A 24,491-nucleotide genomic window follows, 5' to 3' on the forward strand; every position below is an offset into this window, starting at 1 on the left:
CCGCGGGGCGGCTGCTTAGCTTGGCTGCCCGCAGGAGAAAATCAATTCACCCTTCAGTTCGCCTTGGGCGGCGGCGGCGTCATGGCCGCGGGCTCGGCGGTGGCCTGCGGGGCGCGGCCGACGACCACGGTGAGCAGGCCCTGCCCCCACAGCCGCCTGGCCGCGGCCTTGGCGTCGTCGAGCGTCACGGCGTCGACGATGGCGTTGCGCTTCTCGATATAGTCGATCGGCATGCCGTCGAGCTGATATTGCAGCATCGCCGAGGCCAGCTTGGAGGACGTGTCCAGCGCCAGCATCTGCGAGCCCTTCAGGTAGGATTTGGCCTCGTCCAGTTCCTTCTGGGTCGGGCCTTCCTCGGCGATGCGGCGGACTTCCTGGTTGATGGCTTCCACCGTATCGCCGGCGCGGTCGGCGCGCGTTCCGGTGTTGCCGACGAAGATCGCGGAGTGTTCCATCCACACCAGCGACTCGTAGACCGAATAGGCAAGGCCGCGCTTCTCGCGGACCTCGTGGTAGAGCCGCGACGACAAACCGCCGCCGCCGAGAATGTGATTGACGATATAGGCCGCCATGAAATCCGGATCGTGGCGGCGGATGCCGGGGCCGCCGAAGGTAACGACGGTCTGCGGCACGTCGAGCGGGATGAAGGCGCGCTGCGGCGGTTTGGCGGCCGCGACGTCGGGGACCGGCGTGAGCTGCGCCTTGGCCGGCAGGCTGCCGAAGGTGCGGTCCAGCAATTGGCCAAGCTTGCCGGCGTCGATATCGCCGACGACGGCGACTTTCAGCGTATCTTTCGCCAGCACGCGGCGGGTGTAATCCTTCAAATCGGCGATCGTGATCGACGGCACGCTTTCCAGCGTGCCGTCGGCCGGCCTCCCATAAGGGTGATCGCCAAAGGCCATTTGCAGGAACTTGCGGCCGGCCAGGGCGCTCGGATTGGTGGTGTCGCTTTGCAGGCTTGAAATGACCTGCGAGCGAATTCGCTCGACGTCGGCGCTGTCGAAATGCGGCGAGGTCAGCGACATCCGCAGCAGGTCGAAGGCCTCGTCGCTGGTGTCCTTCAGCATGCGCAGCGAGCCGCGGAAATAGTCCCGCGTCGCGCTGAAGCTGAGGTCGATCGCGCGGCGGTCGAGCCGCTCATGAAAGGTCTTGGAATCCAGATCTCCGGAGCCCTCGTCGAGCAAATCGGAAACCAGGCTGGCGACGCCGGTCTTGCCGGCCGGATCCTGGGTCGCGCCGCCGCCGAAGGCGTATTCCATCGCGATCACCGGCACGGTGGAGTCCTGCACGAACCAGGCCTCGATGCCGCCGGGCGAAACCAGATGCTGGATCCTGGCCGCCGCCTGCGACGGTGTCGGCGCCAGCGGCGCCAGGGCAAGGCAGGCGCCGACCAGGAGGGCGGTGCGCCGCGTGTAAACCCGCAGATTGCTCACGAGCGCTTCTCCTCGGGTTTCGGCGCGGTATCCTTGATCAGGTAACCGGTCACTGACCGCTTCTTGTCGAGCCATGTTTGCGCCGCCTCCCGCACCTGTTCGGCGGTGACCGCGCGAATGCGGTCCGGCCAGCTTCTGATGTCCTCGACGCTGAGGCCGGTGGTGAGCGCCGCGCCGTACCAGCGCGCCAGCGTCGCCTGATTGTCCTGGGCGTAGATCGCCGAGGCGATGAGCTGGGTCTTGACGCGTTCGAGATCCTCAGCCGCCACGGTGTCTTTCGCGATGCCGGCGATCACGCGGTCGATCACCTGTTCGATCTGCGCGAATTCGACGCCGGGTTTCGGCGAGGCCGTGATCGTGAATTGCGTGGCGTCGAGCGAGGTGCCCTGATAGCCGGCGCCGGCGCTGACGGCGAGCGGCTGGTCGACCACTAGCGCGCGGTAGAGATAGGAGTTGCTGCCGCCGCCCATCAACTGCGCCAGCACGTCGAGCGCGGCGCTTTCCCCGGCCGCCGCGGTGGTGGCGGACGGCACCAGATAATAGCGCATCAGCTTGGGCTGTTCGACGCGGGGATCGGCGAAGGTCACGGTGCGCGGCGCGATCGGCGGCGGCTCCTGCGGGCGGATGCGCCGCGCCGGGATCGCGGGTTGCGCCGCGACCTTGCCGAACGTCTGCTCCGCCATGACGCGGACGTCCTTGGCATCGACGTCACCCGCGATCACCAGCGTCGCGTTGTTCGGCGCGTAGAAACGCCGGTAGAACGCCAGTGCGTCTTCGCGGTTGAGTTTTTCGATTTCGTGGTGCCACCCGATCACCGGGCGGCCATAGGGATGGTTGAGATACAGCGCCGCCATCACCTGCTCGATCAGCCGCGCCTCCGGATTGTTGGCGACCCGCATGTTGTATTCCTCGAGCACGACGTCGCGCTCGGGCAGCACGTTTTCGTCCTTCAGGATCAGGCCGGTCATGCGGTCGGCCTCGAACTCCATCATGCTGCCGAGCTGGTCGCGCGGCACGCGCTGGAAATAGCCGGTGTAGTCGGTGGAGGTGAAGGCGTTCTCGTTGCCGCCGATCCGCAGCACGGTCTGCGAGAATTCACCGGCCGGATGCTTGCTGGTACCCTTGAACATCAGATGTTCGAGAAAATGCGCAAGGCCCGACTTGCCGGGCGTCTCGTCGGCGGAGCCGACCTTGTACCAGATCATCTGCGTGACCACCGGCGTGCGGTGATCCGGGATCACCACGACGTTGAGGCCGTTATCCAGCGTGAACGTGGCCGGAGGATCCGAAGTCACCGTGGTCTGGGCGGATGCGCCGTGGGTCAGGAATGCGAAGGCCGAGACGAGCGCGGCGCGAATGAAAACGGCGGGGCGGTATGGGCGCATTATGACCTGTCTGAAGGCCCGAACGGAATCATTCGGGAAAAGCCGTGACAACAGAAGCGGCGGCAATATACGCCGACGAGGCAAGGCCGGATGTCACGAAGTCGAGTGTTGCGAAACGGGCCAGCAGGCGCGATCAATCGCCATACTTGCCAGCGGCCGGATCGTATTCCTTGTTCAGCGATTCCTTGGGACCGGTGCCGTATTGGAAATTGGACGACGGGGTCTGGTATCCCACGGGAGGCTGAGTCAGGGTTTCCCGGGTTGGTTCCCCCTTGAAGGGGGCGGTTTCGCTGCTGTTGCCCTTGAAAACTTTAAACATGCTGCCGGTAAAGCCGAGCTGCGACGGGCTGAGAATCGCAGTCCTGCCAGGCTCGCCGCCCGGTACCAGCGTGTCCGAATCGCCCATGCCGGTCGGGGCAGGTTTGGCGGTCTTGCCGGCGGCCATTTCAGCCGGGGTCAGGACGCGGGCCGCCTTGAGCGGATCCTTGTCATCGTTCTTGCGGGACGCGACCGCTGCCTTATGGCGCGCTTCGTCGGGGTCCTTCGGCCAGTTCGGCACGTTCACCGTTTTGGACGTGACGGCCGGCGGCGGCAGGTCGATCTTGGGCGGCACGACCAGCGGGGAACGCTCGCGATAGTCGATGCCCCGGTTGTCCATGTTGGTGCCGCCGATTCCGGTCATGATGCCCTGGATGATTTTTTCCTCGAAGGTCGTGTCGTCTTCCTCGTCATCCTCCTGGGCGCGGGCCGCGCCGGTGGCCATCACGAAGCCGATGCCGAGGGCGACCGCGGCGAGCCGAATGGCATGCATCGGCGCGCCGGAAGCATTCCGCACAAACCAATTGCTGGCTTTGGTATCGCGCATCGCGTTGTTCCTGTTCAAGGTTTCCCGCGGGATCGCCGGGCAGGGGCGCAGCTCCGCTCCTGCAGGCAACCTGCAAGTCATTTGAGCCTAGAGAGCCCGTATTAGCCCCGATCAGGGCGCTTTTGCGGCGGGTACCCCCAGGAAGGAATCATACAATAGGGCCATAACCCCGGCAACAATCGCCACGTCGGCCAAGTTAAACACGTACCAGTTGAAGGTATGGCCACTGACCTCAATGTGGAACAGGGCAAAATCGACCACCGCGCCATAGACGAAGCGGTCGATGGCGTTACCGATGGCGCCGCCGATGATCAGGCCGAGCGCAACGGTCGCCAGCAAGGAACGCGACCGCGCCATCCAGATTGCCAGCACGACCACGGCCACGGCCTTGACCGCCATCAACGCGATCTGCGCGGCAGGACTGTCACTCTGAAACCAGCCGAAGCTGATCCCGATATTCCACGCCAGCACCAGATCGAAGAACGGTGTGATCTTCACCGCGCCGCGATGGGCGATGTCGAACACGCGCAGCAGCCAGAATTTCGAGGCCTGGTCGAGCAGCAGCGTGACGATGGCGGCGATGATGCCGGGACGGAGGCGGGAGCTCAAACGGCCACCCCGAGCGCCTTCCATTCGCGCAGCGCCTGGGCGTCGCGCGGCGACACGTCGGGATATTCGGGGTCTTCGCCGACGGTGGGCAGGATCTTCCACGAGCGCGCGCATTTGGTGCCGACGGCCTTCTCGACCACCACGGCAACGCCGGGCACGGCATCCAGGCGAAATGCGCCGGCAGGTGCCTCGCCCTCCCGCAGCTCGTAATTCGAAGTGATGCAGACTTCCGCCAGATCGACATCAAACAGGGTGGCAAGGATATTCCGGTCCGAGACGTAGACCAGCGGCGAGGCCTCCAGCGACGAGCCGATCCGCTTGGCGGCGCGCTCCAATTCCAGCGCGCCGGTGACGACACGGCGGACGTCGCGAAGGGTCTCCCATTTCGCAGCCAGCCTATCGTCGCGGAATTTTTCGAAGCCTTCCGGAAACAGCGTCAGATGCACCGAGGGCTCCGCGTCCGGCCTGTACATCCGCCACGCCTCTTCCGTCGTGAACGACAGCACCGGCGCCAGCCATTTCAGGATCGCGTCGCAAATGATGTCGATCGTGGTCAGCGCGGCCTTGCGCGCCAGCGACGACGGCGGGTCGCAATACAGCGTGTCCTTGCGGATATCGAAATAGAACGCCGACAATTCGGTGTTCATGAACGCCGAAAGGCTCGCGATCACCGTCTTGTAGTCGAACTCCGCATAGGCCCGGCGCACGATCACCGCCTGCTCGGCAAGCTGATGCAGCATCAGCCGCTCCAGTTCGGGCATGTCGGAATGCGCCACCGCATCGGCCGGCTTGAAATGGTGCAGCGTGCCGAGCATCCATCGGATCGAGTTGCGCAGCTTGCGGTAGGTCTCGATGGTGTTCTTGAGAATCTCCGGGCCGATCCGCTGATCGTCGGCATAGTCGGTGGCGCAGACCCACAGCCGCAGGATGTCGGCGCCGGAGTCCTTCATCACCTTTTGCGGCTCGACGGTGTTGCCGAGCGATTTCGACATCTTGCGGCCGTTCTCGTCCAGCGTGAAGCCGTGGGTCAGCACCACGTCGTAAGGCGCGCGGCCGCGGGTGCCGCAGCTTTCCAGCAGCGACGAATGGAACCAGCCGCGATGCTGGTCCGAGCCTTCCAGATACATCACGGTATCGTCGCCGCCGTCGATCTTGCGCTTGATGCCGGCCAGCCCCGGAAAATGCACCGGATCTTCCAGCACGAAAGCGTGGGTCGAGCCGGAATCGAACCAGACGTCGAGGATGTCGTCGATTTTCTTCCATTCCTCGTTGGCGAGGGAGCCGAGGAAGCGCTCGCGCGCGCCATCCATATACCAGGCGTCGGCGCCTTCCTGTTCGAAAGCGTCGGCAATGCGCTTGTTGACCGCATCGTCCTGCAGGATTTCGGCGGAGCCGTCGCCCTTTTCACGCACGAACACCGCAATCGGTACACCCCAGGCGCGCTGCCGCGAGATCACCCAGTCGGGGCGGCCGGCGATCATGCCGGTGATGCGGTTCTGGCCCGCCGGCGGCACCCATTGGGTCACGGCGATCGCCTGCAGCGCGCGGGCGCGCAGCGTGTCGCCAGGCTTTGCCTTGCCGTGATCGGCGATGTCCTTATCCATCGCAATGAACCATTGCGGCGTGTTGCGGAAGATCACCGGCTTCTTCGAGCGCCAGGAATGCGGATATTGATGCTTGAGCCGGCCGCGCGCCAGCAGCATGCCGGCCTCGATCAGGGCCTTGATCACGGCCTCGTTGGCGTCGCCCTTTTCGCCCTTGTCGTTGAGGACGCGCTTGCCCTCGAAGCCCGGCGCCTGCGCGGTCAGTGCGCCGTTTTCGTCGACGGTATAGGGAATGGCGGGGTTGATGCCGCGCGCTTCCAGTTCGCGTGCGTTCGACACCCAGAGATCGAAGTCCTCGCGGCCGTGGCCGGGCGCGGTATGCACGAAGCCGGTGCCGGCATCGTCGGTGACGTGGTCGCCGGGCAATAGCGGCACCGTGAATTGGTAGTTGCCGCCGAGACCCTTCAGGGGATGCGCGCATTCCACCGCGTCGAGCGTGTCGGCTGGAACATCGCGGACCTTCTCATAGGCGGTGACGCGCGCCTGCTTGAACACGCTTTCCGCCAGCGCATCGGCGAGCAAAAGCAGGTCGCCGGTCTTGGCCCAGTTGTCCGGCGGCGCATCCGTCACCTTGTAAAGGCCATAAGAGATTTTCGGCGAGAAGCTGATGGCGCGGTTGGCGGGCAGGGTCCACGGCGTCGTGGTCCAGATCACGACGGAGGCGGAGGCCAGTGCGCCATGCGCCGGCGAGGCCACCGGAAACTTCACCCACACCGTGTCCGAGGTGTAATCCTCGTATTCGACCTCGGCTTCGGCCAGCGCGGTCTTCTCCACCACGCTCCACATCACCGGCTTGGAGCCGCGATAGAGCGTGCCGTTGGCGGCGAATTTCATCAGTTCGCGGGCGATCTGGGCTTCCGCGAAATAATCCATGGTGGCGTAGCGGTGATCCCAGTCGCCGATGACGCCGAGCCGCTTGAACTCCTCGCGCTGCGCGTCGAGCCAGTGGTTGGCATAGGCGCGGCACTCGCGGCGGAACGCCACCATCGCCACCGAATCGCGGAAATCCGGCTTCTGCTTGCCCTTGGAGCGGTAGTTCTCTTCCTCGATCTTCCATTCGATCGGCAGGCCGTGGCAGTCCCAGCCCGGCACGTAATTGGAGTCGAAGCCCAGCATCTGCTGGCTCTTGGTGACGACGTCCTTGAGGATCTTGTTCAGCGCGTGCCCGATATGGATGTGGCCGTTGGCATAGGGCGGGCCGTCATGCAGGACGAATTTGGCCCGTCCGGCGGCGGTCTCGCGCAGCTTCCGGTAAAGGCCGATCTCGTTCCAATAGTTCAGGATTTCCGGCTCGCGCTGCGGCAGGCCGGCGCGCATCGGAAATCCGGTCTGCGGCAGGAACAGGGTTTTGGAATAGTCCGGCGCGTCGGACTTTTGCGGTTTTTCGTTCATGGCGGGGTGAATAGCGTGTTTTGATGGGGAGGGGGAGGGGCGTAAATCACCCAATCGTCCCCAGTTTCGGAAACGCGTCCGGAGCAGCCGCCAGGGCCGCGCGGGCGCGGGCGCTGTCATTATCCATCTGGCGCACCAGCGCATCGACGCTGTCGAACTTCAGCTCATCGCGGATAAAGGCGATGAAGGCGACGTCCAGCGCGGTTCCATAGAGATCGCCCTTGAAATCGAACAAAAAGACTTCCAGCAGCGGGGCGCCATTGTCGAAGGTGGGGCGGCGGCCGAAGCTCGCGACGCCGTCGAAGCGCTGATCACCGCGGCCGACCCGCACGGCGTAGATGCCGTGCTTGAGCCCGCAATTGCCGTCGAGGCGGATATTGGCGGTGGGATAGCCGAGGCCGCGGCCACGCTTCTCGCCGTGAATCACCTCACCGGTAACGAACCAGGGACCGCCCAGCATCGCCGTGGCATCGGCGACATGCCCCTCGGTGAGCGCCATGCGGATGGCGCTGGAGGAGACCGGCCGCTCATCGATATCGACATGCGGCTGCACATCGACCTCGATGCCGAGCCGGGGCGCCTCGCCGACCAGCAGGCTCGGCGAGCCGACCCGCCCCTTGCCGAAATGGAAGTCGTAGCCGACGGCTATTCCGCTGATCCCGAGCCGCTCGATCAGATCATGGTGAATGAAATCTTGCGCGGTGGTGCCGGCGCGGGTGGCGTCGAATGTCATTACCACGGCGCCGGCGAGGCCGGTCCCGGCCAGCAGCCGCAGCTTGGCGGCCTCGTCGGTCAGCCGGAATTGGGGGGTATTCGGGCTGAAAAACCGCCGCGGATGCGGTTCGAACGTCACCGCCAGCGCCGGTTTGCCGTGAATACGCCCCATCTCGAGCGCCGCGGCGATCACGGCGCGGTGGCCAAGGTGGACGCCGTCGAAATTCCCCATGGCGACCACGGTTCCCCTCGGAATCGCGGTGGAAGGCGTGGAATCGCGGATAACGGTAAAGCCAGACGTCATTTTCAGGGATTCTTCAGCTCAAATCGGGTGCCGGACGGTGGCTTGGCGGCCCCGGCGAAGTCAAGTGATGTCCCAAAACGGGGCCTGCGGCGTCTTCGAGCAGGGCGGATACCGGTTTGTGGGAAAAAAACGCGTCAAAACAGCCAGGATAGCTCCCGTTCTGATTCAGTCAGAACCGAAAAAAGCGCCGGGGTGGACGTCAAATCCGGTATCGGGAGGCGGCGGTTAACGGGCTGTTTAACGGCTGATGCTACTGCTGGGGACGAACTGCGGGACGTTCCTGTCCCAGGCAGACTGATAGTTAATGGCGTCGTAACGGGGGTCCAGATGGCGGTTGATTTGTCGATGTCGGTTTTGGTGGTGGATGACTACAACACCATGATCCGCATCATCAGAAATCTTCTGAAACAGCTCGGCTTCGAGAATATCGATGACGCCAGCGATGGCTCGGCTGCGTTGAACAAGATGCGCAACAAGAAGTACGGGCTGGTGATCTCCGACTGGAACATGGAGCCGATGACCGGCTACGACCTGCTCCGGGAAGTGCGTGCGGACCCCAATCTGGCCACCACGCCGTTCATCATGATCACGGCGGAATCGAAGACCGAGAATGTGATCGCGGCCAAGAAGGCCGGCGTGAACAATTATATCGTCAAGCCGTTCAATGCGGCCACGCTGAAGACCAAGATCGAAGCGGTGTTTCCGGACATGGCGAGCGCGTAATAGCGCCAGGCGACTTCCCGCTGACCAATCAAGATGCCCGGCATTGTCCGGGCATTTTATTTTTCGCCGTCATTCCGGGCGTCTCGAAGAGGCGAACTATGGTGCGCAATTGCGCATCTGAGGTCCGGTCCTTCAGACCATCCCGGGACGACGGCATCAACTACCAGCGCAATTCCCGCATCAGCGCCCGCGGCGGATGGCCGAACAGTTCCTTGACCGAGGCGGGATCGAACTGGTCGATGCCCTCGAATTCTTCGGCGTGGATGCCGCGTGTCACGAACAGGCAATCGATCCCGAAACCGTGGGCGCCCGCCAGATCGGTCCGCACGGAATCGCCGATCGCAAGGACGCGGCTGAGCTGGGGCATCTCGCCGCGGCGCTCGGCCGCAAGCCCGATGGCCCGTTCGTAGATCGGCCGGTGCGGTTTGCCGTAGAAAATCACCTCGCCGCCGAGTTCGCGATAGAGTTCGGCGACCGCGCCCGCGCAATAGATCAGGCGGTCGCCGCGCTCGACCACGATGTCGGGATTGGCGCAGATCAGCGGCAGCTTGCGCTCGCGCGCCTGCATCATCATGCCGCGATAATCCTCGGCGGATTCGGTCTCGTCGTCCAGGAGACCGGTGCAGACGATGTAATCCGCCTCGCCCAGCGGCGCGAGCACCGGATCGAGCCCGCGATAGATGGAATTGTCGCGTTCCGGTCCGAGCCAGAAAACTTTCCGGCCGGGGTGATCGGCGACGTAATGCCGGGTGAGATCGCCTGAGCTGACGATCGCGTCATAGGTGTCGTCGGCGACGTCGAGCTTGCGCAATTGCCGCTGCACGGAATCCGCCGGCCGCGGCGCATTGGTGATCAGGATGACGGTGCCGCCCTGCTGGCGAAAGCTATGAAGCGCCTCGCAGGCCTCGGGAAATGCCTCCAGCCCGTTATGGACCACGCCCCAGATGTCGCTGAGCACGACGTCCACGCCATCGACGAGATCGCGCAGCCTTTCGACGAAACGGAGGCCCGTCATGACACGGATCGCCGGCTAGCCCGGTCCTGCGATGCGCCGCGCCAGCGCGGCATTGCCGGTGGCTCTGGGAGAATTGATCGCCGGGATATCGGCGGGAGCGGTGTTGCCGGAACCATTGCTGTCCTGCGCCTTGGTGGGAGCGGTCCCGCCGGTAGCAGATGCGCCTTCCGGCCGCAACGGCCGCGGCGGCGCAAACAGGAAGCCCTGTCCGAACCGGACATCGTAGTCGAGCAGGTCGACCACCGCGCGTTCCCCTTCGATCCGTTCGGCGATCAGGTCGATTCCGAAGCGGCCGAGCAGATCGGAAAGGTCGGAAGGATGGATGTCGGATGTCGAGCTTTGCCTGACATCGAGCAGCAGCGCCGCGGGAACCTTGATGAAGCGGACGCCGCGGTCGGCGAGGTCGCGCGGCTCGAATCTGAGATCGGTGACATGATCAATGGAGAATCGGAAGCCGCGTTGCGCCAGGGCCGCCAGATGTTCGGCCTCGGTCGGGCCCATGTTGCGGAACGTCGCCTGCTTGAATTCGAGCACGAAGGAGGGGGCCAGCGCGCGGTTGGCCTCGAGGAAATCGAGGCATTGCGCGAAGGTCGCCGGATGGGCCAGCGTGGCCGCGGCGACGTTGCAGAAGATCCCGACTTCCTTGTTGCGGACCATCAGCCGGCGCAGCACCTGCACGCAGCGCAGCATCACCATATGGTCGATCCGGCCGATCAGCCCGGCGGCTTCCGCGATCCCGACGAAATCATCGGCGGTGATGACCTGGTCCTTGTCGTCGCGCAGGCGGGTCACGGCTTCGTAGAACCGAACCTTGCGCTGCGGCAGGGTCACCATCGGCTGCAGATAGAGATCGAGCCGGTTCTCCTCCACGGCGCTTTTCACGGCCGCAAGCACGTGTACCGGGTTGCGGGAAGGGGCGGGCGCTGTCGCTGCGGGAGCCGCCACAGCGCCGGAGGCTTCGCCGGACGGCGGCAATTCCTGCTGCCGGTGATCCGCCGGCTTGCTGGCCGCCGCTGCGGCCGCAATGCCTGACGCCAGCATTTCGTCATGCGCTGCGACGGAGGCGGCGAGCTGCTTGACCAGCATGCCCAGTTCACCGATTTCGCCCATGACGGATTGAATACGGTCCGCGCCGGTGGAATTCGCCGAGGCGACACGGCCCTCGACCGCGGAAAGCCGCCGTCCGAATTCGGCGATCTGACGGGCGAGATCGGCGGTGCCGCGCGACAAATCAGCGATCTGGCTGCCGACGTCGGTGCGGTCGCGCAGCCGCATCGATACGGCGTTGTAGAGGATCAGGAAGGTCAGCGCGGTGAGCGCCACGATCGCGGATTCGGTTCCGCTGATTCCTGCGACCGAATACAGGACGAGGCCGAGCGAGGCTGCGACCAGCACCATGCAGATGGCGATGAAAATTGTCGAAATACGGATCATGTTGCGCGCGACGCTCCCCCAAGCGCGGCAACCTTAGCATCAATGTTGATTCGAGGGGCTATAGCGTTTTCGAGCGAAGTGGATTCCGGTTCGCGCGAAGAAAACGCGTCAGAACAAAATGTTAGAGCCCGGTTCTGATGCAATCAGAGCCGGTAAGGCTCTGATGTTCTCTGGTGCGGCCGGATGTTCCGCAGCCTGGCTGGCGGCAGCTCCATCGCCCCGTTCTTGGCGGGGTGTGGCTGGCATTGTCCGCTCGGGACGGCGAGGACACCGCATCCTCGCCGGAATTCTCAATCCATGCAAATTTTTATACGCGAAGTCCGGCCCCTCCCGTCTGGCGGGGAGAGGCCGGGAAGGGATGTTACGCGACCGCGCGGATCACCTTGGCGACCTTCTCGACGATCTCGCCGATCTGCTCTTCGCTGATGATCAAAGGCGGCGTCAGCGCCAGCGTATCGCCGGCGATGCGCAGCATCAGGTCGTTGTCGTGGAAGGCGCTGACCATCGCGTCGTAGCCGCGCTTGCCGGCGGCGTCCGGCCGCGAGGCAAGGTCGATGCCGGCGGTCAGGCCGATGGTGCGGATGTCGACCACGTTGGGCTGGCCCTTCAGCGTCATCACAGCGTCGGCGAATTTCGGCTCGAGCTTGTTGGCGCGCTCGAACAGCTTTTCGTCGCGATAGATGTCGAGGGTGGCCAGACCCGCGGCGCAGGCGATCGGATGCGCCGAATAGGTATAGCCGTGGGTGAACTCGACCATGTGCTCCGGGCCGCTCATGAAGGCGTCATGGATGGTGTCGCGCACGATCACGCCGCCCATCGGCGCCGCGCCGTTGGTGATGCCCTTGGCGAAGGTGATCATGTCCGGCAGCACGCCGTAACGTTCCGCGGCGAAGGCGTAGCCGAGCCGGCCATAGCCGGTGATGACCTCGTCGAAAATCAGCAGGATGCCGTGCTTCTGGGTGATCTCGCGCAGCCGCTTGAGATAGCCCTTCGGCGGCGGCAGCACGCCGGTCGAGCCGGCCATCGGTTCGACGATCACGGCGGCGATGGTGTTGGCGCCGTGCAGATTGACCAGGTTCTCCAGTTCATCGGCGAAATGCGCGCCATATTCCGGCTCGCCCTTGGTGAAGGCCTGCTTCTCGCGGTCGTAGGTCGCGGGCAGGTGATCGACGCCGGCCAGCAGCGTGCCGAACAGCTTGCGGTTGTTGACGATGCCGCCCACGGAAGTCCCGCCGAAGCCGACGCCGTGATAGCCGCGCACGCGGCCGATCAGGCGGGTGCGCGAGCCCTGGCTGTTGATCTGGTGGTAGGCCAGCGCGATCTTGAGCGCGGTGTCGGCGGCTTCCGAGCCGGAATTGCAGAAGAACACGTGGTCGAGCCCGTCCGGCGCCAGATCGGCGATGCGGCTTGCGAGTTCGAAGGCCTGCGGAATGCCGAACTGGAACGGCGGCGCATAGTCCAGCGCCTCGGCCTGCTTGGCGATCGCGGACGAAATCTGGGTGCGACCGTGGCCGGCATTGGTACACCACATGCCCGACGCGGCGTCGATGATCTTACGGCCGTCGACGGTGATGTAGTGCATGTCCTTGGCGCCGGCGAGCAAACGCGGCGCCTTCTTGAAGGCCCGGTTGGCGGTGAACGGCATCCAGTGCGCGGCAAGGTCGTTCGGAACGTTGACGGCGGCGGAGCGTGGGCTCTTGTCGAGCATAGGGGCCTCTTCATGTCTTAGGGGTTGGCGGTTGCCTGCAAACTATCAGTTTCGGCACCGCACGGGAACGTCAAAGGCTGTACTATTTTGTCCCAATCGGACGGTTTTCGGGGCCATGCAGCCCCGCGGGAAAGCCGGCCTTACAGGTCGGCGGCGCCGATCCAGAACACCTCGCCTTCGGATTCCTCGGTGTCGAGCCATAGCAGCGGCAATTGCGGAAAGGCGGCCTCCAGCAGCTCGCGGCCGCGGCCGATCTCGCACAATAGCCCGCCTTGCGGCGTCAGGTGCCGGCCGGCTTCCGCCAGAATGCGCCTGACGATGGCGAGCCCGTCGGCGCCGCCATCGAAGGCCAGGCTCGGCTCGGCGCGGCATTCGCGCGGCAGCGCCGCCATGCCGTCCGCGTCGACATAGGGCGGGTTGGAAATGATCAGGTCGTACCGCCTGCCGCCGAGGGGGTCGAACAGATCGCCCCGGTAGAGCGTCACCCGGTCTTCAAGACCGTAATCGGCGACATTGCGCGTGGCGACCTCGATCGCGCCCTTGGAGATGTCCACCGCGTCCACTTGCGCGTCCGGGAATGCCCGGCTGGCGAGTACGGCGAGGCAGCCGGAACCGGTGCAAAGGTCGAGCACGGTCTCCACCGCTCCGGGATCGTCGATCAGCGAGCCGCCGTCCTCGCCGCCGTGCTCGCCGAAATGCGAGTCCAGCAACTCGCCGATGAAGGAGCGCGGCACGATGGTGCGTTCGTCGACATAGAACGGCAGGCCGCGCATATAGATCTTGTTGACGAGATAGGCGGCCGGTTTACGCGTGGCGATGCGCCGGGCGATGACGTCGAGGATTTGTTTCGCCTCGGCCTTCGTCACCCGCGCATGCATGAAGGTCTCGAACTGGTCGGGATGCAGATGCAGGATTTCGCAGACCAGGAACGCGGCCTCGGCCACGGGATCGGTGGTGCCGTGCGCGAACACCAGCTTCGCCTCGGCGAAACGGCTCACCGCATAGCGGACGAAATCGATCGGCGTCAGCAGTTCGCCGGGAGCGACTTTCGGAAACCGGGAGACGGTGCGGCCGCGCTTGGCGGCCGTCTTGGCGCGTTTCGCCATCAGGACCGGGTCCAGCGTGCGGCCGCCGCGTCGTCACGATCGCGGGCCTCGACCCAGTCCGCGCCATCGGCGTTTTCCTCGCGCTTCCAGAACGGCGCGCTGGTCTTCAGGTAATCCATCAGGAATTCGGCCGCCTGGAACGCCGCCTGCCGGTGCTGCGAGGCGGTCAGCACCAGCACGATGTTCTCGCCGGGCGTGATGCGGCCGACGCGGTGAATGACGGTCAGGCCGGTCAGCGGCCAGCGCGACATCGCCTCGTTGGCGTGGCGGGTGATCTCGGCTTCCGCCATGCCGGGATAATGCTCAAGCGTGAGCGCGGCGAGCGAGGCGCCGCCGTCGCCGTCCCGGCAGATCCCGGAAAAGCTCACCACCGCGCCGATATCCTTGCGGCCGCGCGTCAGCGCTTCGATCTCGCGCGCGACGTCGAAATCGGCTTCCTGGACGCGGATGGTTACGATGGCGGTCATGCGGTGGTCGCGATGGTGAAGGTTTATCCGCCGGTCATTGGCGGGAAAAAAGCGATCTCACGGGCGCCGGCGATCATGGCGTCCGGCCTGACATGGCTATGGTCGATCGCGGCGCGGATCACCCGCGGCCGCTCGAAGGCGTAGGCATAGGTCTCGCCCTGACGCGCCAGCCAGCCGATCAGATCCTCGACGGTGCGGACATCGGCCGGCGGCTCGATGGTTTCCTCCGGCTTGCCGATCCGTTCGCGCACCCAGGCGAAATATTTGACTTTCATCCTTCATCCTCCTCGATGAGGTGATGGATGCCGGCGCGGAAATAGTCCCAGCCGGTATAGATCGTGAAGATCGCCGATGCCCACAACAGCAGCAGGCCGAGCTGGGTGATGACCGGAACGATCTCGTCCCCGGCCTCGCCCGCGAGCAGGAAGCCGATCGCGATCAGCTGCATGGTCGTCTTCCACTTGGCGAGCCGGGTCACGGGCACGCTGACCCGCAGGCCGGCGAGATATTCCCGCAGGCCCGACACCAGGATTTCGCGGCACAGGATCACGATTGCGGCCCACAGCGTCCAGCCGTGGATGATCCCGTCCGCCGCCAGCATCAACAGGCAGGACGCCACCAGGAGCTTGTCGGCGATCGGATCGAGCATCCGGCCGAAGGCGGAATGCTGGTTCCAGATCCGCGCGTAATAGCCGTCGAGATAATCGGTGATGCCCGCGGCGATGAACACGGCCAGCGCCACCCAGCGCAGCCACAGCGGCCCGTCCATGATGGCCTGCGCATAGATGCAGCCCACCACCACCGGGATCGCGATGATGCGGGCGCAGGTCAGGATATTCGGCAGGGACAACGTGCCTTTCGCCGTGCCCCTCGTCGTTCGTGTTGTCGCGATGTTCATCCGCCTTACCAATACCGCCGCAGCATGAAGGTCAACCGTATGGCGCAAATGGTCCGTTCAACCGGTCTGCTCTAGACCACTGATCCGCTGTAGACCATGCAAATATGACGCGAAACCTGCCCTCAACCCGGCTGCGCGTGGAAAAACTCGAAAATCTTGCGGGCGCTTTCCGCGCTGACGCCCGGGACCTTGCCGAGGTCGGCGATCGACGCCCGTTCGATCTCCTTCAACGTTCCAAAATGATGCAGCAAGGCCCGTTTCCGCGACGGGCCGATGCCGGGAATTTCCTGCAATCCGGCCTCGCGGATGTCCTTTTTGCGCAGCTTGCGGTGCGAGCCGATCACGAAGCGATGGGCCTCGTCGCGCAGCCGCTGGATGAAATACAGCACGGGGTCGCGCGGTTCGAGCTTGATCGCCTCGCGGTCCGGCATGAACAGGGTTTCACGGCCGGCGTCGCGGTCTGGTCCCTTGGCGACCGCCAGCAGCGAAACCCGCGATAGCCCCAGGCTCTCGAAAATCTCCCTGACGGCGTTGAGCTGGCCGCGGCCGCCGTCGATAATGACGAGATCGGGCCATTGCGGAAAGGAATCGTCGTCCGCCTTGCTGCCGTGCGCTTTGGTTCCGTCGGTCCCGGCCGTGGCGCCATCGTCCGCAGGCGCGAGCAGCCGCTTGAAGCGCCGCTGCAATACTTCGCGCATCATCGCGTAGTCGTCGCCCGGCGTCAGGCCCTCGGAGCGGATGTTGAACTTGCGGTACTGGTTCTTGATGAAGCCGTCCGGCCCCGCCACGATCATGGCGCCGACCGCGTTGGTGCCCTGGATGTGGCTGTTGTCGTAGACCTCGATCCGCCGCAGCGGTTGCGGCAGGCCGAGCGTCGTGGCCAGCCCCTGCAACAGCCGGCTCTGGGTCGCGGTGTCCGCCAGCTTGCGCCCGAGCGCCTCGCGCGCATTGGTCAGGGCGTGCGTGACCAGTTCCTTCTTCTCGCCGCGCTGAGGCGTCGAGACCTCGACCTTGAACCCGGCCTTGACCGACAGCGCATCGGCCAGCAGTTCCGGTTCCTCGATCTTGTGCGACAGTAACACGAGTTTCGGCGGCGGCTTGTCGTCGTAGAACTGCGCCAGGAACGAGCCCAGCACCTCTTCCGGGGTGAAGGATTTCTCCGCGCGCGGGAAATAGGCGCGGTTGCCCCAGTTCTGGCCGGTGCGGAAGAAGAACACTTCGACGCAGGAATAGCCGCCATCCTGGTGGATGGCGAACACGTCGGCTTCCTCGACGGTGCGGGGATTGATGCCCTGCTGCGACTGGATCGCCGACAGCGCGGCGAGGCGGTCGCGATAGACCGCCGCGGTCTCGAATTCGAGCTCGGCCGAAGCCTTTTCCATCTCGGCGGCGAGTTCCTGCTTCACCGAACGGCTGCGGCCGGACAGGAATCCGGTCGCCTCGCGCACCAGTTCGGTATAGCCGGGAAAATCGACCTCGCCGGTGCATGGGCCCGAGCAGCGCCGGATCTGGTAGAGCAGGCAGGGCCGGGTGCGGCTTTCGAAAAATCCATCGGTGCAGGAGCGGATCAGGAACGCGCGCTGCAACGCCGTGATGGTGCGGTTGACCGCGCCGGCGGAAGCGAACGGGCCGAAATACCGGCCGGGCCGCGACTGCGCGCCGCGGTGCTTGAGGATCTGCGGCGCCCAATGATCCCCGGTGATCAGAATATAGGGGAATGATTTGTCGTCGCGCAGCTGCACGTTAAAGCGCGGGCGCAGCTGCTTGATCAGGTTGGCCTCGAGCAGCAGCGCCTCGGTCTCCGTCGTGGTGGAGATGATCTCCACCGTGACGGTGGCCGCGATCATGCGCAGGATGCGTGCCGGCAGCGGCGCGTTGACCCGCGCATAGGACGACAGCCGCTTGCGGACGTTCTTGGCCTTGCCGACATAGAGCACGTCGTTGGCCGCGTTGAGCATGCGGTAGACGCCGGGCGAGGTCGGTGCCAGCCGCACCGCGTTCTCGATCGCGCCGTGACCGACCGCCAGCGTCCCTTCCGCGATCGCTTCGACAGGCTCCTCCGGGACATCGGGCAGCCGCACCTCGTCATCGTCCTCGGCGATGGCGGTCGCCGGATCGATATCGCCTGCGGATCCGTCCGGCGTCGGCAGCTCCGCCTCGGGGCCGCGCGGGCGCTCCCGAGGAGCCGATGTTCCCGGTTGTTCAGTGGAATCGTGAGCCATGGACCTGAACTTAAGCGCGGATGCGGCCGATTTGAAGTTCCTGGGGTGGCCGCCGGGACCGGGAAGTTTGATGCGAAACGCCCAGGGCCTGACGCTCAAGGCTTGACGCCCAAGGCTTGCCCGGGTTTGCCGGCCGCGCCCTGCGCCGGTTCCGTCCCGGTAAGGTTCTCTTAACAATGATGAGCGGAGCGCTAACGGCGCTTAACAGGCCTTTAACTTAAAACTCTCGATAAATCCGCTTGAAAGAATTGGAATTCCGTAACCATGCGGGTTCTCGAACCGCGGTCGCGGCTGTCGCGTAATGTGGAGTAGGGTGATGAGTAAGGTTGCTTTGCGGGCTTTGGCGGTGATCGCCGGAAGCGGGATCATGTCGGCGCAGGCGGCCGATCTGCCCTATGGGCGGGCTCCCTACACGGTCAACCAGCCGCTCAACGCCTATAGCTGGGCCGGTCCCTATCTCGGCGGCAATCTCGGCTACGCCTGGGGTTCGGTCGATCGCAATCCGACCAGCCCGTCCGGATTGGAAGGCGGCCTGCAGGGCGGTTACAATTGGCAATCGGGTCCGCTGGTGTTCGGCGTCGAAGGCGACATCCAGATCAGTGGCGCGGACGACACCTTCGCGCCCTGGAAATTCTCGAACCCGTGGTTCGGAACGGTGCGCGGCCGGGTCGGCTACGCCTTCAGCAACATCCTGTTCTACGGCACCGGCGGTCTGGCGTTCGGCGAAACGCGCGGCGAGACCTATGGGCTGTCGGAATCCCACACCACTGCGGGCTGGACGGCGGGTGTCGGTGCGGAATTCGGCATCGCGCCGAACTGGAGCGCCAAGGTCGAATATCTCTATGTCGATCTTTCGGACGAGCGTTTCAGCATCACCGGGGCGTCGAACGGCTACCAGTTCGGCGTGCTGCGCGCCGGCGTGAACTATCATTTCTGAGATCAACAAGAAAATACCGTGTCAAAACCTCCCGGCCGCTTGCGGCCGGGATTTTTTTGTCGTGTTTTCGAACAAAATTCGCGCCGAAAAACGCGCCAAACCAAAGCTAAAGCTCCGATCTTGTCGGAACCGCAACAACCCTACGATGAAACCACCAGGTTGACCGCTTTCGGGCCCTTGCCCTTCTTGTCCGGTTCAACCTCGAAGGTGATCCGTTGTCCTTCGGCCAGGTCCTTCAATCCCGCGCGTTCGACCGCGGTGACATGAACGAACACGTCGCGACCGCCATCGTCGGGCTTGATGAAGCCGTAACCGCGCTCCGCATTGAAGAACTTAACCGTCCCAGTCATGGCCATCGGGAAACTCCCCCGCTCAGCCGCTACGCTTTTTGCGTATCGGCCCGACCGGACATTCGCTGCCGGAAGCTTGGCCATCACTTGCGGATGAGGCGACACCGCCGATCCGCCTTAAAAAAATTGAGGCCCAATCACTCCGCCGCTACCATTCGCGGAAGCGGAACGTAAAGCCAGTCCATTATAGCAACTAAGCATAATCAGATTTCGGCAAATTGCCTACGGACGAAATCAGACTTTTAGCAAGCGCTGTTGATAGATTTAGAGCGTTTTCGAGCGAAGTGGCTTTCCGGTTGGCGTGAAGAAGACGCGTTAAAACAAAAGAAGCAAGCCTCGGTTCTGATGCCATCAGAACCGAAAAGGCTCTAAGGTTTAGGCACTTCGAGCCTGAAGCGGCCGGCGCCGCCCTGGCCGAGCGGCTTTTCAAGCTCGGGAAGGATGATCCTGAGCTCGTTCGCAAGCATCCAGGGCGGATTGACGAGCAAAAGGCCGGCCGAGGCCAGCGCCGTGCCCGCAACCTGCGGCGCGACGCTGAATTCCAGGCGCAGGCATTTTCCGGGTGATGCAGCCGATGCGACGATCCCGGCGACATGGTGCGCCAGATTGTCGGTGGCGCGCCGGCTTTTCGCCGGATACCACAGCAAATAGCTGCCGGTCGGCCATTTCGCGAAGGCTTCGGCGAAGCCTGCAGCCATCCGCTCGAACTCATCCTTGGCTTCGAACGGCGGATCGATCAGGACTAGGCCGCGCCGCTCGTTCGGCGGCACGAAGGCCGGCAACGCCATCCAGCCGTCGAGATCGACCACACGGGCCTGGGTGTCGCGGCGCAACGCCCCGATCAGGCGCTTGCGCGCATGGGGCTCGATCTCGCATGCGGTCAGCCGGTCCTGCGGCCGCAGCAATGCGCGCGCGATCAAAGGCGACCCCGGATAGGTTCCGAGATCGCGCTGCGGATTGAAGGCCCTCACAATGTCGAGATAGGGCGCGATCAGCGCCCCTGCTTCCTGCGAAAACCGCGCCTGCATCACCCGCGCGATACCGGTGAGCCACTCGCCGCCGCGCCGCGCTTCCTCGGAGGTCAGGTCGTACACGCCCGCGCCGGCATGGGTATCGACGACGCGGAACGCAGCCGGCTTTTCCTGCAGATAAGTCAGGATGCGCACCAGCACGATGTGCTTGATGACATCGGCAAAATTGCCGGCGTGAAAGGCATGACGGTAGTTCATGCCAAAGCGTTACGACATCGGGCGACGAATGTAACCCCGGCCGTCGTAACCTTGGCCATCATCATTCCGGAATGGTGCGTTAGCACCCTCGAGATTCCGGATCCGATGCTCGCGCATCGCCCCGGAATGACGGTTGAGGCTTAGCCGCCGCGCAGCGGCGGCATCGATACCTGGTCGCGCCGGCAGGCGCGGCGGTCGATCTCCTCGCAGGAGCGGAACTGCAAATCCTTGCTCATGCAGATGCGGATTTCGCTGAGCCGGGTACGGTTGCAGGTCACGGCGATCGCGGAGGTGCTGAGACCGGGATTGGCCTTGACGAAGGCCGCCTCGATCTCGGCGGGCGCCACCGTCTTTTCTTCCGACAATTGGAGATATTCCTCGGGGATCTTCACCGCCGCGCGCGCCTTGCGGATGGTTTCGAAATAGGCGCGCTCGTCCAGGCCCGAGCAGGTGCCGTGCTTGTCCCATTCGCTGTAGATGAGGCCGGGGGCCGGCATCAAATCGAGCATCGACGTCATGATATTGCGGGCGAGCCGCGGCGAGGGCCGCTGGCAATATTCGGGAAAGCCGTGCTCATATTGCGGCCACAGGCCATGCACCACGAACGAAAATGGCCGCCCGCCGCATTGGGCCTGCGAACGCCGGCCGCTGCCGCGCGCTTCCGCCTCCTCGCAGAACGAAGGCGACCAGGACAGCGACAGCACGTAATAGTCGAACTCGCCCGGCGCGTTTTGCCGGCTGTCCTGCGCCAATGCCGTCCCTGCGTTCAGTGTGGCCGCCACGACCAGCAGGCCGCAGGCGATCAGTCCGCAGATCAAAGTCCGGCGAAAACGAAACATGGCGATGCCCCTTAACTTACAGCCACTGACAGCCAGCCATTTACAGCGTCTTGGAGCGAGGCCTGCCCCGGACCTTGAGAACGAGGCGGCCTCCGGTTGGCGTCAAGAAAACACGTCACAACAAGATGATCGGACCTCGGCGCCGATTCGCTCAGGCCAAAAGGCTCAATCGTTTTGCAGCCTAGCAGGCTGCCGGAACATTTCAAGAACAAACACGCAGCCACCGGCCGCGAACAGCGGCTGGTGCCGTCAGCGGAGGGATTTTGGGCGAATCAGGGTTTGGCGGAACGGCAGCTCGGATTATAGGCCCAGTTGCGATCGAGCCCGGTGACGCACCATTCGACGCCCTGGTCATACCCGGCGAATCCGCCATCCTCGATGATCGAGTAATGCACGTGGCGCAGCTTGCCGTCGCTCAGCATGACGTCGCCGCTGCAATAGCGCCGCGGGATATTGTCGGACTGCCAGGGCCGGAACGCGGTTTCGCGAATGTTGCCGAATCCGGTGATGGCGAGATCGGAATTCCAGAAGGTGCTTTCCTTCTCGTGAAACTGCGAGGAGATGGTCGACAGCGCCGACTCGCAGGGAGCCACCCGGCCGTCATATTTCGGGCCGGAAAGCCAGAAGTTCAGCTCCAGCGGATTGGCCGCTTCGGCGGCCTGGCCGAATGCCAGCAGTCCCAGAGCCACGCCGAGCGCAGCGGCGGCGCCGGCCTTTCCAAGATTTGCTTTTTTTCCAAGGCTGGATTGTTTCAAAGACTTGAAGATGTCGAGCATGGGCGATCCGCCAAGGTGATATTTCAAGGCGCGACGGTGCCGCGAAGCCGGGGCGAGGTCAAGTGCAACGCGGCAACACTTGGCGGCAACTCCTTGGTCTTCCGCACCGGCGTTCTTTTCACGGCCGCGGATGCGCTTTAAGATGTCCCGATGATGAGGGAGTCCATGATGCGAATGATTCGGGCCGCGAGCTTGGTTGCCACCTGCGGGATGCTGGCGTTTTCGTCGGCCCATGCCGATACCGTTCCTCCCTTCCGGGGCAACGATACCGGCGGCATCATCGCCTATCCCCTGACCCAGCAGACCGATATCCGTTCGCTCGCGATCGACCACTGCGCGCAATACGGCAAGGTGGTGAAGTTCCTGGCGGTAGAGCCGCATTACGGCGGCTACATTTCCTTTGCCTGCCGCTGGGCGCCGTATGGCGCGCTCGATCGGCCGGTGCGCGCCCGCTACTGACAGGGGCGCGAGCTTCGTCGGAAAAGATTTACCGGAAGGCGCATGACATGACGCAACGGCTTATCTCGCTTTGTCTGACGCCCTGTTTGCTGGCGTCCTGCCTGCTGTTGCCGGCGTTCGGCGCACGCGCCGACGAGCTGCCGCTGCGAAAGGCCGGCTTGTGGGAAATGAAGATGGCGCGGGCCAATTCGTCTTCGCCGGAGACGACGATCCAGCAATGCACCGACGAGGCCTCCGACAGGGAGTTGTTCACGACGTTCTCGCCGATGTCGAAGGAAGTCTGCTCCAGGAAGGATATCCAGAAAACCGCAACTGGCTATGTCAGCGATTCCGTTTGCGGCGCCGCCGGGGTATCGATCACCTCGCATGCCGAGATCACGGGCGACTTCAGCTCCGCCTACACCGTCAAGTCCACCTCCAATGCCCAGGGCGGTCCAGCCGCCATGCAAGGCGACCACGCGATGACGATCGAGGCGAAATGGCTCGGGGCCTGCAAGCCGGATCAGAAGCCGGGCGATATCGTCATGCCCGGCGGCCTGAAGATGAACATCCACGATCTGGACAAGCTGAAGAGTTTGCTGCCCAAATCGATGCAGAAGTAGCCCCGGGAACTGGAAAGCCGACTAAACCGGGATCCGCACGATGGCGCGGAGGCCGCCCATCGGGCTGTCGCCGAGCATGATGTCGCCGCCATGCGAGCGTGCGATATCGCGGGCGATGGCGAGGCCGAGTCCCGAGCCGCCCTCATCCTGGTTGCGGGCGTCGTCCAGCCGCAGGAACGGCTTGAACACTTCCTCGCGCATGGCGGCCGGAATGCCGGGCCCGTCGTCGTCGACCGTGACGGTCAGATAGCGGTGATCGCGGTGGCCGGTGATCGCGATCGCATCGGCATGGCGGGCCGCGTTCGACACCAGATTGCCCAGGCAGCGCTTGAACGATGCCGGCTTCACCGTGACCACCGGCAATCCGTGGAATTTTACGCTGGCGTTGTGGCCGTTGCGTTCGGCATCGCTGCGCAATTCCTCCAGCGCCTTGGTCATGTCGGTCGGCTGCGCGTTCTCGCCGCTGTCGCCGCGGGCGAAGGCGATATAGTCCTCCAGCATCCCCGACATTTCGTCGACATCCTTGCGCATGCCGTCGACCTCGGGGCTGTCGCCGATCAATTCCAGTTCGAGCTTGAAGCGGGTCAGGATGGTGCGCAAATCGTGCGAGACGCCCGCCAGCATCGCGGTGCGCTGCTCGATCGAGCGCTCGATGCGGGTTTTCATCTCCAGGAAAGCCTGGGCCGCGCGGCGTACCTCGCGCGCGCCGCGCGGGCGGAAATTCGGCGCCTCACGGCCCTTGCCGAAGCTTTCGGCGGCATCCGCCAGCCGCAGGATCGGCCGGATCTGGTTGCGCAGGAACAGGACCGAGACGATCAGGAGGATCGAGGAAGTGCCGACCATCCAGAACAGGAAGATTTCCGAATTCGAGGCGTAGGCCGCGCTGCGCTGGGCAAAGATCCGCATCACCGTGTCGTTGAGCTGGATGCGGATTTCGACCAGGTTGGAATTGCCGACGGTGTCGATCCAGAACGGCCGCCCGATCTGCCGCCCGAGCTGTCGCGACAGCGACTGGTCGAGCAGCGAGAAAAATGGCTTGGGGCCGGGCGGCGGCAGGTCGCCCGTAGGCAGGAAATCGACCACGAGGTTCAGTCTTTGCTGGGCGATGCGCCGCAACAGCGCGCGGTCCTTGTCCTGCGGATAGTCGTTGTAGATGTCGATCAGGCTGGCGATGTCCTGCACCACCGCGGCGGACAGGTGCTGCGTCACCGTGTTCCAGTGCCGCTCCATGAACACGAACGCCACCACCGACTGCAGCACCACCATCGGCACGATCATGATCAGCAGCGCGCGGGCATAGAGGCCGGTCGGCATCCAGCCCTTGAACGCGTTGCCCATCCAGCCATTGGCCGCGGACACGCGCCGCGACGCCGTGCGGATCAGGGTCAGGCCGGTGTCGATCGTGCTCATCGGTGAATGA

24 protein-coding genes are annotated in these 24,491 nt (G+C 64.2%); 5 read left to right on the top strand and 19 right to left on the bottom strand.

The features are described 5' to 3' along the window. Positions 1-53: 53 nt before the first annotated feature. From HB630_RS16050 to HB630_RS16060, 3 genes are all read right to left on the bottom strand, one after another. Entirely contained in the window at positions 54-1,508 is a 1,455-nt protein-coding gene (locus HB630_RS16050; protein WP_213773222.1) for a pitrilysin family protein, read from the bottom strand. After that, complete coding sequence (locus tag HB630_RS16055; protein ID WP_213773223.1) at positions 1,430-2,818, bottom strand: pitrilysin family protein; 1,389 nt, start codon at positions 2,816-2,818, stop codon at positions 1,430-1,432. Before HB630_RS16055 ends, HB630_RS16050 begins: the two co-directional genes overlap by 79 nt. A gap of 133 nt (positions 2,819-2,951) precedes the next feature. Next, positions 2,952-3,581, bottom strand: coding sequence for a hypothetical protein (locus HB630_RS16060; RefSeq protein WP_346656100.1), 630 nt, complete (start codon positions 3,579-3,581; stop codon positions 2,952-2,954). 37 nt (positions 3,582-3,618) lie between these two features. Here HB630_RS16060 and HB630_RS16065 point away from each other — a divergent pair, with 37 nt between their 5' ends. Beyond that, positions 3,619-3,768 (top strand): hypothetical protein, encoded by a 150-nt coding sequence (locus HB630_RS16065; protein ID WP_213773303.1) that lies wholly within the window; start codon positions 3,619-3,621, stop codon positions 3,766-3,768. Positions 3,769-3,794: 26 nt separating this feature from the next. Here HB630_RS16065 and lspA read toward each other — a convergent pair whose 3' ends face one another. From lspA to HB630_RS16080, 3 genes are read right to left on the bottom strand one after another with little or no spacing between them, the layout of a single operon-like run. Beyond that, on the bottom strand, positions 3,795-4,316 hold the full coding sequence (lspA, locus tag HB630_RS16070; protein ID WP_213773225.1) for a signal peptidase II: 522 nt from the start codon (positions 4,314-4,316) through the stop codon (positions 3,795-3,797). Next, entirely contained in the window at positions 4,289-7,288 is a 3,000-nt protein-coding gene (ileS, locus tag HB630_RS16075) for an isoleucine--tRNA ligase (protein WP_213773226.1), read from the bottom strand. The genes lspA and ileS overlap by 28 nt, the downstream gene beginning before the upstream one ends. Positions 7,289-7,334: 46 nt before the next feature. Then, positions 7,335-8,306 carry a bifunctional riboflavin kinase/FAD synthetase gene (locus HB630_RS16080; protein WP_213773227.1) on the bottom strand — a complete coding sequence of 324 codons (972 nt, stop codon included), beginning with the start codon at positions 8,304-8,306 and terminating at the stop codon, positions 7,335-7,337. A 327-nt stretch (positions 8,307-8,633) separates the two neighbouring features. On the opposite strand from HB630_RS16080, the gene HB630_RS16085 reads away from it, so the two are divergent. Continuing rightward, a complete protein-coding gene (locus tag HB630_RS16085) occupies positions 8,634-9,029 on the top strand; it encodes a response regulator (RefSeq protein WP_213773228.1) in 396 nt (131 codons plus the stop codon). A gap of 160 nt (positions 9,030-9,189) precedes the next feature. Here the strand turns inward: HB630_RS16085 and HB630_RS16090 are convergent, their stop codons facing one another. The 8 genes from HB630_RS16090 to uvrC form a co-directional block, all read right to left on the bottom strand. Further along, positions 9,190-10,044, bottom strand: a complete 855-nt coding sequence (locus HB630_RS16090) for a TIGR01459 family HAD-type hydrolase (RefSeq protein ID WP_213773229.1) — start codon at positions 10,042-10,044, stop codon at positions 9,190-9,192. A 15-nt stretch (positions 10,045-10,059) separates the two neighbouring features. Next, positions 10,060-11,478 (bottom strand): EAL domain-containing protein, encoded by a 1,419-nt coding sequence (locus tag HB630_RS16095; protein WP_213773230.1) that lies wholly within the window; start codon positions 11,476-11,478, stop codon positions 10,060-10,062. A 361-nt stretch (positions 11,479-11,839) separates the two neighbouring features. Continuing rightward, positions 11,840-13,186, bottom strand: a complete 1,347-nt coding sequence (locus tag HB630_RS16100; RefSeq protein WP_213773231.1) for an aspartate aminotransferase family protein — start codon at positions 13,184-13,186, stop codon at positions 11,840-11,842. Positions 13,187-13,326: 140 nt separating this feature from the next. Further along, positions 13,327-14,292 (bottom strand): 50S ribosomal protein L3 N(5)-glutamine methyltransferase, encoded by a 966-nt coding sequence (prmB, locus tag HB630_RS16105; RefSeq protein ID WP_213773232.1) that lies wholly within the window; start codon positions 14,290-14,292, stop codon positions 13,327-13,329. Next, complete coding sequence (locus HB630_RS16110) at positions 14,292-14,759, bottom strand: molybdenum cofactor biosynthesis protein MoaE (RefSeq protein WP_213773233.1); 468 nt, start codon at positions 14,757-14,759, stop codon at positions 14,292-14,294. The genes prmB and HB630_RS16110 overlap by 1 nt, the downstream gene beginning before the upstream one ends. Before the next feature lie 23 nt (positions 14,760-14,782). Next, positions 14,783-15,034, bottom strand: a complete 252-nt coding sequence (gene moaD / locus HB630_RS16115; protein WP_213773234.1) for a molybdopterin converting factor subunit 1 — start codon at positions 15,032-15,034, stop codon at positions 14,783-14,785. Beyond that, positions 15,031-15,657, bottom strand: a complete 627-nt coding sequence (gene pgsA / locus HB630_RS16120) for a CDP-diacylglycerol--glycerol-3-phosphate 3-phosphatidyltransferase (RefSeq protein WP_213773235.1) — start codon at positions 15,655-15,657, stop codon at positions 15,031-15,033. Before pgsA ends, moaD begins: the two co-directional genes overlap by 4 nt. Before the next feature lie 122 nt (positions 15,658-15,779). Then, on the bottom strand, positions 15,780-17,879 hold the full coding sequence (uvrC, locus tag HB630_RS16125) for an excinuclease ABC subunit UvrC (RefSeq protein WP_213773236.1): 2,100 nt from the start codon (positions 17,877-17,879) through the stop codon (positions 15,780-15,782). Between the two features lie 316 nt (positions 17,880-18,195). Between uvrC and HB630_RS16130 the strand changes: the two genes are divergently transcribed. Next, on the top strand, positions 18,196-18,816 hold the full coding sequence (locus tag HB630_RS16130) for an outer membrane protein (RefSeq protein WP_213773237.1): 621 nt from the start codon (positions 18,196-18,198) through the stop codon (positions 18,814-18,816). A gap of 140 nt (positions 18,817-18,956) precedes the next feature. Here the strand turns inward: HB630_RS16130 and HB630_RS16135 are convergent, their stop codons facing one another. The 4 genes from HB630_RS16135 to HB630_RS16150 all read right to left on the bottom strand — a co-directional run bounded on the left by HB630_RS16135 (position 18,957) and on the right by HB630_RS16150 (position 22,010). After that, positions 18,957-19,172: a cold-shock protein gene (locus tag HB630_RS16135; RefSeq protein WP_213773238.1), complete on the bottom strand. Its 216-nt coding sequence runs from the start codon at positions 19,170-19,172 to the stop codon at positions 18,957-18,959. A 362-nt stretch (positions 19,173-19,534) separates the two neighbouring features. Further along, complete coding sequence (gene rlmJ / locus HB630_RS16140; protein WP_213773239.1) at positions 19,535-20,395, bottom strand: 23S rRNA (adenine(2030)-N(6))-methyltransferase RlmJ; 861 nt, start codon at positions 20,393-20,395, stop codon at positions 19,535-19,537. Between the two features lie 140 nt (positions 20,396-20,535). After that, the gene (locus HB630_RS16145) at positions 20,536-21,234 is read right to left on the bottom strand and encodes a ribonuclease T2 (protein ID WP_213773240.1); all 699 of its coding nucleotides are present in this window, start codon (positions 21,232-21,234) and stop codon (positions 20,536-20,538) included. A gap of 272 nt (positions 21,235-21,506) precedes the next feature. Further along, positions 21,507-22,010: a hypothetical protein gene (locus HB630_RS16150; RefSeq protein ID WP_213773241.1), complete on the bottom strand. Its 504-nt coding sequence runs from the start codon at positions 22,008-22,010 to the stop codon at positions 21,507-21,509. A 168-nt stretch (positions 22,011-22,178) separates the two neighbouring features. Between HB630_RS16150 and HB630_RS16155 the strand changes: the two genes are divergently transcribed. Next, positions 22,179-22,469 carry a hypothetical protein gene (locus tag HB630_RS16155; RefSeq protein ID WP_213773300.1) on the top strand — a complete coding sequence of 97 codons (291 nt, stop codon included), beginning with the start codon at positions 22,179-22,181 and terminating at the stop codon, positions 22,467-22,469. 47 nt (positions 22,470-22,516) lie between these two features. After that, positions 22,517-23,071, top strand: a complete 555-nt coding sequence (locus tag HB630_RS16160) for a DUF3617 family protein (RefSeq protein ID WP_213773242.1) — start codon at positions 22,517-22,519, stop codon at positions 23,069-23,071. Between the two features lie 21 nt (positions 23,072-23,092). On the opposite strand, the gene HB630_RS16165 is transcribed toward HB630_RS16160, so the two are convergent. Then, positions 23,093-24,481: an ATP-binding protein gene (locus HB630_RS16165; RefSeq protein WP_213773243.1), complete on the bottom strand. Its 1,389-nt coding sequence runs from the start codon at positions 24,479-24,481 to the stop codon at positions 23,093-23,095. Between the last annotated feature and the right edge of the window lie 10 nt (positions 24,482-24,491).

It is taken from the genome of Bradyrhizobium sp. dw_78, from assembly GCF_018449525.1.
GTDB lineage: Bacteria > Pseudomonadota > Alphaproteobacteria > Rhizobiales > Xanthobacteraceae > Bradyrhizobium.